The sequence below is a fragment of the Streptomyces sp. NPDC001663 genome, from assembly GCF_042893105.1.
Taxonomy (GTDB): domain Bacteria; phylum Actinomycetota; class Actinomycetes; order Streptomycetales; family Streptomycetaceae; genus Streptomyces.
This window is the reverse complement of the sequence record NZ_JBIAUR010000004.1, coordinates 635,862-650,779: the sequence shown is the minus strand read 5'-3', so window position 1 is coordinate 650,779 and position 14,918 is coordinate 635,862. Positions and strand designations below refer to the sequence as shown.

Below are 14,918 nucleotides of genomic sequence, written 5' to 3'. Positions count from 1 at the left end.
GGCATCGGGACGCTCCGGCCGCCATCCGGGCCTCCGGCGCCGTGCCATCATCGAGCTTCGATCGACCAGTGGAGTCCTAGTTGGGAGGGCGCGTGGCGATGGAGGCCGGCCCTCGCGACACCGCACAAGGCACCGAGCCCGTCACCGTGGACAGTGGTGAACCGGAGCAGGACGGGGATCGTCTGAGCCCCGACGGGCCCGACGACACGCAGGGCGGCGTGACCGCCGACGGTCCCGAGCCCGAGGAGATGTTCGCGGGCGGGCCCGAGGTCGAGGTGGAGCTGCGCCCGCAGCGCCGGCTGCGCATCTGGCAGCTCGCCCCCATCGTCGCCCTGGCCGCGGTCGGCTCCCTGATGTTCGCCTTCCCGCTCGCCTTCGACTTCGGCGACAGCGGGGCCGTGATCGCCATGCTGGGGCTGCTGATCTGCTCCTGCGCGGCCGGCTGGGGCATGATGGCCGCCCGCAGGGTCGGCTACACCTGGCCGGGCCTGCCGCAGCGGGGCTCCGGACGCAGAGCGGACTGGCGGGTCGTCGTGGCCTACGTCGTGCTGGTGGCCGCGGTGGTCGTACTTGCCGTCTGGCGCGTGGCCCGGTTGCGCTGACGTCCACACGCGCGTGGAGCCGATGCGGACTCCTCGACGTGCACGCGCGTGTGCGCAGCCGCACGTCCTCCGCCCGGCTCGGTGTCGTACCCACCCCTTACGATCGAGGCATGAGCACGCGGATCGCCTTCCTCAAGGGCCACGGCACGGAAAACGACTTCGTGATCGTCCCGGACCCCGAGAACGCCATCGACCTGCCCCCGGCCGCCGTCGCCGCCCTGTGCGACCGTCGCGCGGGCATCGGTGGTGACGGTCTGCTGCACGTGGTGCGCTCCGCCGCGCATCCCGAGGCGAAGGGCATGGCGGCCGAGGCGGAGTGGTTCATGGACTACCGCAACGGCGACGGCTCGATCGCGGAGATGTGCGGCAACGGCGTACGCGTCTTCGCGCGCTACCTCCAGCACGCCGGGCACATCACCGAGGGCGACCTCGCCGTGGCCACGCGCGGGGGCGTGAAGACCGTTCACCTCGCCAAGAGCGGCGATGTCACCGTCGGCATGGGCAAGGCGCGGCTCCCCGAAGGGGACGTCACGGTGAGCGTCGGCGAGCGCAGCTGGGCCGCGCGGAACGTGAACATGGGCAACCCGCACGCGGTGGCCTTCGTGGAGGACCTCGCGCACGCCGGCAGCCTGTACTCCCCGCCGCCCTTCAGCCCGGCCTCCGCCTACCCGGACGGGGTCAACGTGGAGTTCGTCGTCGACCGTGGCCCCCGCCACGTCGCCCTGCGCGTGCACGAGCGCGGCTCCGGCGAGACCCGCTCGTGCGGCACGGGCGCATGCGCCGTCGCCGTGGCCGCCGCCCGCCGTGACGGTGCCGACCCCGCCGTGACCGGAACCCCGGCGACGTACACCGTCGATGTGCCCGGCGGAACCCTGGTGATCACCGAACGGCCCGACGGCGAGATCGAGATGACGGGTCCCGCGGTGATCGTCGCCGAAGGCGAGATCGAAAACGAGTGGCTGGAAACATTCGTTCGTTGAACACCGAGGCGGCTTGGGATCCGAGGCGCGTGTGACGGATGGTGCGCAAGGGGAACTCCGGGACGCCCACGCCGGGTTCGAAACCACGGGTGACGGCGTGTCGGGTGGCGTGAAACCGTAAACCTACAAACCTTCGCTCGAATGGGTGATCCGTTTCACGCTCGCCGAGAGGCGGTCAGCCGCACGTGATGGGCTCGGTAGCATCAAGCACCGGCCCGGACGGGGGACCGTTGCCATCCCCCTGTGCCGTGTCCGCCCTGGGGCACCCCGTCCGCCGGTCCACGCAGCCGGAGGTGCCCATGAGTGCGGAGGCCACTAACCCCGCGACCCCAGGTCCGGTAACAGGCCCGGCCGCGCGCTGGCGGGCGCGGATCGACCTGCGCCGCCTGGGCCGTGCCGCCCTGCTCGGCCCCGCCACCCGTGACCGGCTGCCCAGTGCCATCAGCCATGTCGTCGACGCGCACCGGGCCCATTACCCCAGTGCCGACCTCGAAACCCTCCGCCGTGCCTACGTGCTGGCCGAGTCCTCGCACCGCGGTCAGATGCGCAAGAGCGGTGAGCCGTACATCACACATCCGCTCGCCGTGACCTTGATCCTCGCCGAACTCGGCGCCGAGACCACGACATTGACGGCCTCTCTGCTCCACGACACGGTCGAGGACACGGACGTGACGCTCGATCAGGTCGGCGAGGAGTTCGGGGCGGAGGTCAGCTATCTCGTCGACGGCGTGACGAAGCTGGAGAAGGTCGACTACGGCGCCGCCGCCGAGCCCGAGACCTTCCGCAAGATGCTCGTCGCCAGCGGCCGGGACGTGCGCGTGATGTCGATCAAACTCGCCGACCGGCTCCACAACATGCGCACCCTCGGCGTCATGCGCCCCGAGAAACAGGCACGCATCGCCAAGGTCACCCGCGACGTCCTCATCCCGCTGGCCGAACGGCTCGGTGTCCAGGCACTCAAGACCGAACTGGAGGACCTCGTCTTCGCGATCCTCCACCCCGAAGAGTACGAACACACGCGGGAGTTGATCGTCGACAACGCCTCGCGCCCGGACGACCCCCTCGCCGACATCGCCGACGAGGTGCGGACGGTCCTGCGCGACGCCGACATCCCGGCCGAAGTCGTCATCCGGCCACGGCACTTCGTCTCCGTCCACCGCGTCGCCCGCAAGCGCGGCCAGCTGCGCGGCTCAGACTTCGGCCGTCTGCTGGTGCTGGTGAACGAGGACGCGGACTGTTACGGCGTCCTCGGCGAACTGCACACCTGTATGACGCCCGTCGTCTCGGAGTTCAAGGACTTCATCGCCGTCCCCAAGTTCAACCTGTACCAGTCGCTGCACACCGCGGTCGCACGTGCGGACGGCCAGGTCGGCGAAGTCCTCATCCGTACGCACCAGATGCACAAGGTCGCCGAGGCCGGGGTCATCGCGCTCGGCAATCCCTACGCTCCTCCTTCGGAGGAGCAGTCGGCGGCCGACGGCGAGCGCGTCGACCCCACCCGACCCGGCTGGCTCTCCCGCCTCCTCGACTGGCAGGAGGCCGCGCCCGACCCGGACACCTTCTGGTCCACGCTCCGCGAGGATCTCGCCCAGGACCGCGAGATCACCGTCTTCCGCCCCGACGGCGGCACGCTCGGTCTGCCCGAGGGCGCCACATGCGTCGACGCCGCGTACGCCCAGTACGGCGAGGACGCGCACGCGTGCATCGGCGCCCGCGTCAACGGTCGCCTGGCGACGCTGAGTACGGTCCTGAGGGACGGCGACACCGTCCAGCTCCTCATGGGCCAGGACCCCGCCTCCGAGCCGTCCAGGGAGTGGCTGGAGCACGCGCACACGCCCGCCGCCCGCATCGCCATCCAGCGCTGGCTCGCGGCCCACCCGACGCAGGACGAGGCGCAGGCCGGAGAGCGGGAGGGGGCAGAGGTCCAGGAGGGTTCGCCGACGACCGAGGGCCAGATTTCGGCGCCGCTCCGGCCCGGCGCCGAAATGTTGACCAGCCGCCCGGCAAATGACGTCATCGTCGACCAGCCGGGGGCGACCGTACGGCTCGCGGGCTGCTGTACCCCCGTACCGCCCGACGAGGTGACCGGATTCGCCGTCCGCGGCGGTGTGGTCACCGTCCACCGCGTCGAGTGCGCTGCCGTGGAGCGCATGAAGAGCGGGGGGCGCGCGGAGGTCGATGTGCGCTGGGGCGACACCACCGAGTGCCGGGTCACGCTGCTCGCCGAATCGTTCGTCCGCCCTCACCTGCTGGCGGACCTGACGGAGGCCATGGCCCTCGAAGGCGCCGAGATCGTGTCCGCGACGGTCGAACCCCCGACCCAGCAGCGCGTCCGCCACACCTACACCCTCCAACTCCCGGACGCGGCCCACCTGCCCGCCCTGATGCGGGCGATGCGGAACGTGCCGGGTGTGTACGACGTGAGCAGGGCGCAGACGCCAGGGGCGTGAACGGGGTGCAGTGGGGGCCGCGGGGCGCGCCCGAAGTCGTACGGAGCCCGCCGGCCCCACCCCAACGACCCGTTCGGGTGGGCCGAAAGCGAGTCGTCGCTGTGCTGCGTGCGCGCGCTGATAGCCGTGATCCATGCTGCAGACCTCCCGCTCCCGGGCCACACGCACCGGCTCTCACCGCCCCCGCCGTCTCAAAGCGACCGCGCTCCTCGCCTCGGCCGTCTCCGTCTGCCTGCTCGCCGCAAGCGCCCCGGTCGCCCCGGCGGGCGTCGGTGACCGCCTCTTCCCGAATCTCGGCAACCCCGGATACGACGTGCAGTCGTACGACCTCTCGTTCACCTATCCCGGCACCAACAGCAAGCCGCTCCAGGCCGTCACCACCATGCGCGCCTTGACGACCTCGGCCCTGGACCACCTCAACCTCGACTTCGCGCACGGCAAGGTCGAGTCGGTCGACGTCGACGGAGAGCCGGCCAAGTTCGCCGACGCGGGTGAGGATCTCGTCGTCACGCCCGACAAGCCGCTGACGGCGGGCAGTTGGACGCGGATCACCGTGAGGCACACCAGCGACCCCGAGTCCGCCGAGGGAGAGGACGGCGGCTGGGTGCGCACCGACGACGGCCTCGCCATGGCCAACCAGGCCGACGCCGCGCACCTGGTGTTCCCGTGCAACGACCACCCCTCCGACAAGGCGATGTTCACCATCCGGATCACCGCCCCCAACGGCTACACCGTGGTCGCCAACGGTGTGCCGACCGACAAGGAACGGGCCGGCAAAACGACCACCTGGACGTACCGCACCCGGCACCCCATGGCCACCGAGCTCGCCCAGGTGTCCATCGGCCGCTCCAGCGTGATGCACCGCGACGGGCCGCACGGCCTGGACGTACGCGACGTCGTGCCCACCAAGGACCGCAAAGAGCTCGAACCGTGGCTCGCCAAGACCCCCGACCAGATCGCGTGGATGGAGAGCAAGGTCGGCCCGTACCCCTTCGAGACGTACGGCGTGCTCATGGCCGAGGCGTCCACCGGCTTCGAACTCGAGACGCAGACGCTCTCCCTCTTCGAGAAAGGGCTGTTCACCGAACCCGCCTACCCCAAGTGGTACGTCGAGTCGATCATGGTCCACGAGCTGTCCCACCAGTGGTTCGGTGACAGCGTCAGCCCGCGCACCTGGTCCGACCTGTGGCTCAACGAAGGGCACGCCACGTGGTACGAGGCCCTGTACGCGGAGGAGAAGGCGAACAAGCCCATGGAGAAGCGCATGAAGGCCGCGTACGGCGCCTCCGACGGCTGGCGTGCGGCCGGGGGACCGCCGGCCAGGCCCAAGGCGCCCGCGCCCGGCCAGAAGATCAGCATCTTCCGGCCGAACGTCTACGACGGTGCCGCGCTCGGGCTCTACGCCCTGCGCCAGGAGATCGGCGGCCCCGCCTTCGAGCGCCTGGAGAGGGCCTGGGTGACCGTCCACCGCGACGGCACGGCCACGACCGCCGACTTCGAACGACTCGCCTCCGAGATCTCCGGACGCGACCTGAGCGGCTTCTTCAAGGCCTGGCTCTACGGCGAGAAGACCCCGCCCATGCCCGGCCACCCGGACTGGAAGCCGACGGCACCGGACGCGAAGCACGGGAAGAACGCCAAGCCTTCGAAGAACACCAAGGCCGCCAGGACCGGCAAGGCTGCGAAGACCGCGAAGGCCGGTAAATAAGACGGTGACGAGACGGGCCGTACCGTGCGACCATCGTGAGGTCGGCGCGGCACGGGACACGGGAATCTCCCGGGGTGCTCGTGCGTTGAACGGAGTGACGAGCGCCGAATCGGCATCCCCAACGACGTAAGGACCCAATGACCTCCTCTTCATCCCCTTCCCAGGACACGCAGCGCTTCGCGCACACCTACCCCGAAGGTCTTCGGGCCGATGCCCTGATGGAAGAGGACGTCGCCTGGAGCCACGAGATCGACGGAGAGCGGGACGGCGACCAGTTCGACCGCTCCGAGCGCGCGGCCCTGCGCCGTGTGGCGGGCCTCTCCACCGAGCTCGAGGACGTCACCGAGGTCGAGTACCGCCAGCTCCGCCTGGAGCGGGTCGTGCTCGTCGGCGTCTGGACCTCGGGGACCGTGCAGGACTCGGAGAACTCCCTTGCGGAGCTCGCCGCCCTCGCGGAGACCGCGGGCGCGGTCGTGCTCGACGGCGTGATCCAGCGCCGCGACAAGCCCGACGCGGCCACCTACATCGGCTCCGGCAAGGCGAACGAACTGCGGGACATCGTCCTGGAGACCGGCGCCGACACCGTGATCTGCGACGGTGAGCTCAGCCCGGGCCAGCTCATCCACCTCGAAGACGTCGTCAAGGTCAAGGTCATCGACCGTACGGCCCTGATCCTCGACATCTTCGCCCAGCACGCCAAGTCCCGGGAGGGCAAGGCGCAGGTCGCACTCGCGCAGATGCAGTACATGCTGCCGCGCCTGCGTGGCTGGGGTCAGTCGCTGTCCCGGCAGATGGGCGGCGGCAAGGGCGGCGGCCTCGCCACCCGTGGTCCCGGTGAGACCAAGATCGAGACGGACCGGCGTCGGATCCGCGAGAAGATGGCGAAGATGCGCCGGGAGATCGCGGAGATGAAGACCGGCCGCGAGATCAAGCGCCAGGAGCGCAAGCGCAACAAGGTGCCGTCCGTCGCCATCGCGGGCTACACCAACGCGGGCAAGTCCTCCCTGCTCAACCGCCTGACCGGCGCCGGTGTCCTGGTCGAGAACGCCCTGTTCGCGACCCTGGACCCGACCGTCCGCCGGGCGGAGACCCCGAGCGGCCGCCTGTACACGCTGGCCGACACGGTCGGTTTTGTACGGCACCTGCCGCACCACCTGGTCGAGGCGTTCCGCTCCACCATGGAGGAGGTCGGCGAGTCCGACCTGATCCTGCACGTGGTGGACGGCTCGCACCCGAACCCGGAGGAGCAGCTGGCAGCCGTGCGCGAGGTGGTCCGGGACGTCGGCGCCACCGGTGTGCCCGAGATCGTCGTGATCAACAAGGCGGACGCGGCCGACCCGCTGACGCTGCAGCGGCTCATGCGGATCGAGAAGCGCTCCATCGCCGTCTCGGCACGCACGGGCCAGGGCATCACGGAACTGCTCGCGCTCATCGACAACGAGCTGCCCAGGCCGTCCGTCGAGATCGAGGCGCTCGTGCCGTACACGCACGGCAAGCTCGTCGCCCGCGCTCACGACGAGGGCGAGGTGATCTCCGAGGAGCACACCCCGGAGGGCACCCTGCTCAAGGTGCGGGTGCACGAGGAACTGGCGGCGGACCTCGCGCCGTACGTTCCGGCGCCGGCCGCCTGAGCCGGACCGAGCGGTCGTAGAACAAGCCGAAGGCCCGCCCCCTGTCGCAGGGAGCGGGCCTTCGGCATCGGTACGGATCACTGACCGCCGTACGTCTTGCTCATGTTCTCGTAGAGCGCCTCGGCGTTCCTGCCGAGCTGCGGGCCCGCGAGCCAGGTGTTGTCGGACGGGCCGATCGAGGTGTTCGACACCAGCTCGGTCTTGCCGTTGACCACGCGGAACCAGCCGCCGCCGGACGAACCGCCGGTCATGGTGCAGCCGATGCGGTACATCGTCGGCAGCGAGGTGCTCAGCGAGAGCCGACCGGGCCGGTCGATGCACTTGAACATCTTCAGACCGTTGTACGGCGCAGCCGCCGGGTACCCCCAGGCGCCCATCTTGGCGACCTCGGTCGCGGACGGGGCGGAGAAGTCGACGTCGAGCGCCGCACCGACCGTCTCCTCGAGGGACTTGGAGCCCTGCTCCGGCTTCACGTGCAGGATGGCGTAGTCGTACGCGGCACCCGCGCCGCCCGTCTCCGAGCCGCCCTGGATCCACTGGCTGGAGGTCGAGGCCCAGTTGGCCCACCACTGGCCGTACGGGGCGATCTGCGAGCGGCTCGCGCTGCTCAGCTGGGACTCCGACTTGCCGAGGTCGTTGTAGGCCGGGACGAAGGCGATGTTGCGGTACCAGCCGCCGTTCTGGCCGGCGTGCACGCAGTGTCCGGCCGTCCACACCAGGTTCGACTTGCCCGGGTGGTTCACGTCCTTGATGACCGTGCCCGAGCAGACCATCGAGCCCTCGGGGGAGTCGAAGAAGACCTTGCCGACCGGGGCCGCGTGGTCGTGGTACGGCGTCTTCTCCGCCGTCGCCTCGACGGGGGCCGGATCCGGGTCGCTGACGCCCTGGTCGGCGGCCGCGTCCTTCGTCGAGACCGTCTTGTTGGCCTCCTTCGCGGACTTCATCCGCTCCGGCTTCCAGAGGCCCTTGATCACCGGGTTGACGAAGTCCTTGGCCTCACTGAGCCACTTGTCCTTGTCCCAGTCCTTCCAGCCGCCGCTCGCCCACTTGTCGACATCGATGCCGTGGTCCTTGAGCTTGCTCGCGATGTCGGCCGGGATCTTGACCTTGCCGTCGCCTGTGTCGGCGGCCTGGGAGGTGGTGGTGTCGGGCTCGGCACTCGCCTTGGTGTCGTCCGAGTTGCAGGCGGTGGCGGTGAGCGCCAGGGCCGCGACCAGGCCGGTGGCGACGAGTGCGGTGCGCCGCCCGCGCCGGGATGCTGCGGGCGTACGTATGGAACGCATGGTGCGTTGACCCCCGTTGAAGCGTTGCATGTCGTGTTCTTGTCAGCGTTGAGTGGCTTCCGTGCGGAACGCGCCCGGAAGCGACACCCCACTATGCCCGTGGAGTTGAGGGTGAACGGGGACGGGACGGTGAAGGTTTCTGTGAGGCGCCCCGTCCCCGCCTGTGTCTACGTGCCGGTCACTGGCCGGCGAACTTCTTGCTCACCGAGTCGTACACACCCTTGGCCACGTCACCCAGTCGCGGTCCGGCCAGCCAGCCCGAACTCACCGGGCCGATCGAGGTGTTGGACACCAGCGCCGGCTTGCCGTCCGAGCCCGTCGCGACCCAGCCGCCGCCCGACGAACCGCCGGTCATGGTGCAGCCGATGCGGTACATCGTCGGGTCCGAGGCGTTGATCGACAGCCGTCCCGGCTTGTCCGTGCACTGGTAGAGCTTCTGGCCGTCGAACGGCGCGGCCGCCGGGTACCCGGTCGCGGTGATGCTGGGAACCTTCGGCACGGCCGGGGCGTTGAAGTTCACAGGCAGCGCCGAACCGACCGTCTCCTCCAGCGACTTGCCGTTGCCGCCCTTCTCCGGCGTCACATGGATGACGGCGTAGTCGTACGAGGCACCGTTGCCGCCCGTCTCGCCGCCCTGCTCGATCCACTGCTGCGAGGTCTGCGCCCAGTCACCCCACCAGACGCCGTACGGAGCGGCCTCCTCCCTGGTGGCGTTCTGCAACTGGGCGGCGGTCTTGCCCGAGTCGTTGTACGACGGCACGAACGCGATGTTGCGGTACCAGCCGCCGTCCTTGCCCGCGTGCACGCAGTGGCCCGCCGTCCAGACCAGGTTGGACTTGCCCGGATGGGCCGGGTCCTCCACGACCGTCGCCGAACAGACCATCGTGCCCTCGGGGGAGTCGAAGAACACCTTGCCGGCCGTCGCCGCGTTGGCGTGATACGTAGGCGCCACGGCCTTCGCGTCCACCGCCGCCGGCGTCGGGTCGGTCACGCCCTGGTCACCCGAGAGGTCGTTCTCGTCGACGCCCTTGTCCGGGTCGTCGGCGTCCCGCATCCGGTCCGGGTTCCACAGGCCCTTGATGATCGGGTTGATGAAGTCGTCGGCCTCGCGCAGCCAGTCGTCCTTGTCCCAGTTCTTCCAGGCCCCGTTCTTCCACTTGTCGATGTCGATCCCGTGCTCTTTGAGCTTGTCCCTGATGTCGTCCGGGATCTTGATCTTGCCGTCGCCGCCGCTCCCGGTGTCGGTCGCGGCGGCGGAGGCCTGGCCGTCCGCCTTGGTGTCGCCCGAGTTGCAGGCGGTGGCGGTGAGCGCCAGTGCGGAGGCGAGGGCAACGGCGGCAAGTACGGGGGAGGTTCTGCGGCGCGCCCCCCTTTCCCGGCGGACGCTGAACGACGGCCTTGTGGATCGCATGGTCTGACTCCCCCTGAGGTGAACTCAACGAACTGGGCGCTGCGCTGCCTTGAAATCGGTGCTGCGGTGCCTTGGAACGGCATCACACACTATGCGCTCGCTGTGGGGGACGCCCGACGGAACAGCAACGGTTCGGCTACAGCAAGGATCTTGAGACAACCCGTAACCCGGTGAGCGATGGGTGGTTGGTAGCGATGGGGGGCCTGCTGTCCGTGTGCGGCCCCCGGCGGGAGGACAGGGAGCCGTGGTCGAGTCTGCACGCGGGGGGAGCACGTCCGAGGGAACTGCCGGACGGAGCGCTGTCGGTGAGGCGTCGGTCACGGCGCGGGCGGCGCACGAGGGGATCCTGCGGCGCCAGGCGGCGCGCGAGTCGGCGGCGCGCACCTACGCGCGCGCCCTGCCGATCGTGCCGGTACGGGCGCGCGGCCTGACCATCGAGGGCGCCGACGGCCGCCGGTATCTCGACTGTCTCTCCGGTGCCGGAACGCTCGCCCTGGGCCACAACCACCCCGTCGTCCTGGACGCGATCCGCAAGGTCCTGGACTCGGGCGCACCGCTGCACGTCCTCGACCTGGCGACACCCGTCAAGGACGCCTTCATCACCGAGCTGTTCCAGACCCTGCCGCCCGGTCTCGCCGACCGCGCACGCGTGCAGTTCTGCGGGCCGGCCGGAACCGATGCGGTGGAGGCCGCGCTCAAGCTGGCTCGGGCGGCGACCGGCCGCAGCTCAATCCTGGCCTTCACCGGCGCTTACCACGGCATGACCGCCGGAGCGCTCGAAGCATCCGGAGACGCCTCCGACGTACGGGTCGCCCGCCTCCCCTTTCCGCAGGACTACCGCTGCCCCTTCGGCGTCGGCGGCCCGCGCGGCGCCGAACTCGCCGCGCGCTGGAGCGAGTCCGTCCTCGACGACCCCAAGTCGGGGGTGCCGCATCCCGCCGGGATGATCCTTGAACCGGTCGAGGGCGAGGGCGGGGTGATCCCTGCGCCGGACGCGTGGATGCGCCGCATGCGGCAGATCACCGCCGATCGCTCCATTCCGCTGATCGCCGACGAGGTCCAGACGGGGGTCGGCCGCACGGGCGCCTTCTGGGCGGTGGAGCACAGCGGGATCACCCCCGACGTGATGGTGCTCTCCAAGGCCATCGGCGGCAGCCTTCCCCTCGCCGTGGTGGTCTACCGCGACGACCTCGACGTCTGGGAGCCCGGCGCCCACGCAGGCACGTTCCGCGGCAACCAACTCGCCATGGCCGCGGGCACGGCAACCCTCGCCTACGTCCGCGAAAACGGCCTCGCCGAACGAGCCGCAGCCCTGGGCTCCCGCATGCTCGACCAACTCCGCGCTCTGGCGCGGGGGTTGCCGTGCATCGGGGATGTGCGGGGGCGGGGGTTGATGATCGGGGTGGAGCTGGTGGATGTGGAGGGGGATGGTCTGGGGTTCGGTGGTGGGGTGGGGGATTCGGCGGGGCCGGGTCGGGGGACTGGTGAGACGTATTGGGGCCCTGATGCGCTGGATCGGGATCTTGATGCATTGCATCGGGGGCTGGATGTGCCGGATGCGCTGGATCGCGGGTCAGACGCGTTGGTTCGAGGTCCAGGCGCGTTGCTTCGAGAGTCCGCGCGGGGGCGAGAGTCGGGCGCGCTGGTTCGGGGGCTCGCCGGCCTGGACCCTGCGGGTGTTGGCGGTGGCCCCGATGCCTCGGTGGGGTTTCGGCGTCTCAGCGGTGGGTTGAGCCCGGCAGCGATGAGGGATCCCGAGGCGAGCAGCCCCCGCCCGGCCGCCCCCGAACTCGCCGCCGCCGTCCAACGGGAGTGCCTGCGACGTGGCCTGATCGTCGAACTGGGCGGCCGCCACAGCAGTGTCGTACGGCTCCTCCCACCACTGACGATCAGCGACGAGCAGGCGTCCGCGGTACTCGACCGACTGGCCGACGCGGTGGAGGCAGCGTCGCACGACTACACAGGCAGACCTCACGGTCCCGATCCCCGACACAGACGCCGGGGCGACTGCGCCGAGCGGGCGGGCTAGCAGGGCAGTTGTTGTCGGCGCGCACAGCGCAGTAGGACCCAGGTCCGTCATCGCCCCGAGCCAGAACCACCCACGAGGAACACCTTGAACACCACCCCCGCATTCGACGTCGGCGCCCAGGTTCCCGAGCAAGTCTCGACCGAGGCGTCTGCCTCAGGCCTCACGCCACCCGAACCGGCAACCGCGTCGGTGCCGCGTCAGCAGGGACGGCCTTCGGAACGGGATACGGAGCGGGAGCGCGAGCGGGGTTCGGGCGGGGGAGGCGTCACGGGAGCGGGAGCGGAGGCTGGCCAGGCGGTGGGTTCGGAGGGAGGACTGGGCTCGGGGCAGGGTGGGGCCCAAGAGGGAGACTGGGTTCCGGGGCAGGGTGGGAACCGGGAGGCGCACAGGGTTCCGGAGCAAGGGAAAGCACCCGAGTCGGCGAGGGCCCAGGTATCGGGTCAGGCGAGTGCCCAAGCATTGGGGGAGCCAGGGGCTCAGGGGCAGGCAAGGGCTCAAGCATCGGGGCAGGTCAGGGCTCAGGAGCAGACGAGGGCCCTGCAATCGACGGCCCAGGACCAGACGAGGCCCCCGGAGCAGACAACCCAGGAACATAAGTGCGCCCCGGTGGAGACTGTCCAGGGCCAAAAGGCTGCCTCGGATCAGACTGCCTCGGATCAGACGCCCCAGGACCGGAACGTAGCCCCGGATCAGACGCCCCAGGACCAGGCGCCCCAGGTTCAGACTCGCGCCCCGGTGCCGAGCGCCCAGGACCAAAAGCTCGCTCCGGATCAGACGCCCCAGGTTCAGACTCGCGCCCCGGTGCCGAGCACCCAGGACCAAAAGCTCGCCCCCGACCAGACGGCCCTGGACCCCAAGCGCACCCCGGAGCAGAGCAACCCCCTCGTTGCCCAGCGCCCACACCGCGACACCGCTGATCTCCTGGAGCACCCGGACCCGCACACCGCGGCCGAGATCGCAGCCGTCGAGAACGTGCTGCGCTGCTGGGCACGCGAGGCCAACCTTCCGGCGCCCGACGACGGCATGCTGCGCATCCCCTTGCCCGCCAGCGGTACGGCCCTGCTCGCCCCGGTGCGCTACTGGTCCCCGAGCGGATGGCACCGCTTCGGCCTCCCGTACCTTGCCGACGCCCCCGAACCCTGCCCACCGGCCGACGCCGTCACGGTCGCCGCACTGCTCGCCCGGGAGACGCCAGGCGGCACCGGGACCGGGACGGGCACCGACACCGCCAACCCACCCGCGACCGCCCGTACCGCGGGCCCCGACCTGGTCGCCCGCGTCGCCGACTCCCTCCTCCGCACCGTCACTTTCATCCGCGAGCGCCGGGAACGCCCTGCCGACGGATCCGACCTCTTTCTCGCGGCCGAACAGTCACTCCTGCTTGGGCACCCGCTGCACCCCACCCCGAAGAGCCGCGAAAGTCTCTCCGAGGCCGAAGCGCGCCTGTATTCACCGGAGTTGCGCGGCTCCTTCCCACTTCCCTGGCTGGCTGTCGCCCCTTCAGTACTCGCCACCGACTCGGCCTGGACCGAGCGAGGCCGCCCCGTCCCCGCAGCCCACCTCACGGCACGGCTCGCCGAAGCCGAGCTGTCGCTGCCCGACGGCTACGCAGCCCTGCCGCTGCACCCCTGGCAGCTGCGTGACCTCCGGCAGCGTTCCGAGATCGCGGACCTGTTCGACGCCGGGCTGCTCCGCGACCTCGGCACACTCGGCTCCCCCTGGCACCCCACCTCCTCCGTCCGCACCGTCCATCGGTCCGGCGCCCCCGCCATGCTCAAGCTGTCGCTCGGCCTGCGGATCACCAACTCCCGTCGGGAGAACCTCCGTAAGGAACTGCACCGAGGCGTCGAAGTCCACCGCCTGCTACGCAGCGGCCTGTCCAAGCAGTGGCAGGCCGCGCACCCGACGTTCGACATCGTCCGCGACCCGGCATGGCTTGCCGTCGATGCGCCCGACGGCAACCCCGTGCCCGGACTCGACGTGATGATCCGGCACAACCCGTTCGGCCCGTTGGACGACGTCACCTGCATCGCCGGACTCGTCTCGCCCCGCCCGCAGGCCCGAGCCGAGGCCTCTGCGGATCGAGCCGGCGCCTCTGCGGATTCGGCTCGCGGCCCGGAGCAAGGGACCTTCGCCGTGCGGTCCCGGCTGGCCGAGATCGTCACGCGACTCGCCGACCGGACCGGCCGCCCCCGTGGCGCCGTCGCCGCCGAGTGGTTCCTGCGCTACCTCGAGCACGTCGTCCGTCCCGTGCTCTGGCTGGACGCCGAGGCCGGGGTCGCCCTGGAGGCCCACCAGCAGAACACACTGCTCCTGCTGGACGCCGACGGCTGGCCCTCGGGCGGCCGCTACCGAGACAACCAGGGCTACTACTTCCGCGAGTCCCGGCGCGCGGAACTCGACGCCCGGCTGCCCGGTATCGGCCGGCACAGCGACACCTTCGTCTCCGACGAGGTCACCGACGAGCGGTTCGCCTACTACCTCGCGATCAACAACGTGCTCGGCCTCATCGGTGCGTTCGGCTCCCAGCGCCTGGTCGACGAACGGCTCCTGCTCGCCGCCTTCCGACGCTTCCTCGGCGATGTCGCCTCCGGCCCCGCCAAGCTGCGCACCTCACTGCCCGCCCACTTGCTCGACTCACCCGTCCTGCGCTGCAAGGCCAACCTGCTCACCCGACTCCACGGCCTCGACGAACTCGTCGGCCCGGTCGACACACAGTCCGTCTACGTCACCATCGCCAACCCCCTCCATTCCTGACACGCCCTTTCCCACCACCATCGCCGACCATCGCCAACCCCCTTCATCCCCGAGGAACATGCCCCAC

9 protein-coding genes are annotated in these 14,918 nt (G+C 70.4%); 7 read left to right on the top strand and 2 right to left on the bottom strand.

Annotated elements, in window-relative coordinates; genetic code table 11:
• Positions 1–98 precede the first annotated feature (98 nt).
• The 5 genes from ACFY1L_RS16715 (at position 99) to hflX (ending at position 7,371) form a co-directional block, all read left to right on the top strand.
• Positions 99–602 (top strand): hypothetical protein, encoded by a 504-nt coding sequence (locus ACFY1L_RS16715; protein ID WP_361270458.1) that lies wholly within the window; start codon positions 99–101, stop codon positions 600–602.
• A 110-nt stretch (positions 603–712) separates the two neighbouring features.
• On the top strand, positions 713–1,582 hold the full coding sequence (gene dapF, locus ACFY1L_RS16710) for a diaminopimelate epimerase (protein ID WP_388823927.1): 870 nt from the start codon (positions 713–715) through the stop codon (positions 1,580–1,582).
• Between the two features lie 299 nt (positions 1,583–1,881).
• Complete coding sequence (locus tag ACFY1L_RS16705) at positions 1,882–4,032, top strand: RelA/SpoT family protein (RefSeq protein ID WP_388823925.1); 2,151 nt, start codon at positions 1,882–1,884, stop codon at positions 4,030–4,032.
• Positions 4,033–4,165: 133 nt separating this feature from the next.
• Positions 4,166–5,740: a M1 family metallopeptidase gene (locus ACFY1L_RS16700; RefSeq protein WP_388823923.1), complete on the top strand. Its 1,575-nt coding sequence runs from the start codon at positions 4,166–4,168 to the stop codon at positions 5,738–5,740.
• A 137-nt stretch (positions 5,741–5,877) separates the two neighbouring features.
• Entirely contained in the window at positions 5,878–7,371 is a 1,494-nt protein-coding gene (gene hflX, locus ACFY1L_RS16695; protein ID WP_388823921.1) for a GTPase HflX, read from the top strand.
• A gap of 77 nt (positions 7,372–7,448) precedes the next feature.
• Here hflX and ACFY1L_RS16690 read toward each other — a convergent pair whose 3' ends face one another.
• Positions 7,449–8,654 carry a trypsin-like serine peptidase gene (locus ACFY1L_RS16690; RefSeq protein WP_388823919.1) on the bottom strand — a complete coding sequence of 402 codons (1,206 nt, stop codon included), beginning with the start codon at positions 8,652–8,654 and terminating at the stop codon, positions 7,449–7,451.
• 178 nt (positions 8,655–8,832) lie between these two features.
• A complete protein-coding gene (locus ACFY1L_RS16685) occupies positions 8,833–10,065 on the bottom strand; it encodes a trypsin-like serine peptidase (protein WP_388823917.1) in 1,233 nt (410 codons plus the stop codon).
• A 244-nt stretch (positions 10,066–10,309) separates the two neighbouring features.
• Here ACFY1L_RS16685 and ACFY1L_RS16680 point away from each other — a divergent pair, with 244 nt between their 5' ends.
• Both ACFY1L_RS16680 and ACFY1L_RS16675 read left to right on the top strand, forming a co-directional pair.
• A complete protein-coding gene (locus ACFY1L_RS16680) occupies positions 10,310–12,094 on the top strand; it encodes a diaminobutyrate--2-oxoglutarate transaminase family protein (protein ID WP_388823915.1) in 1,785 nt (594 codons plus the stop codon).
• An 801-nt stretch (positions 12,095–12,895) separates the two neighbouring features.
• Positions 12,896–14,851 (top strand): IucA/IucC family protein, encoded by a 1,956-nt coding sequence (locus ACFY1L_RS16675; RefSeq protein WP_388823913.1) that lies wholly within the window; start codon positions 12,896–12,898, stop codon positions 14,849–14,851.
• The last annotated feature ends 67 nt before the right edge of the window (positions 14,852–14,918 follow it).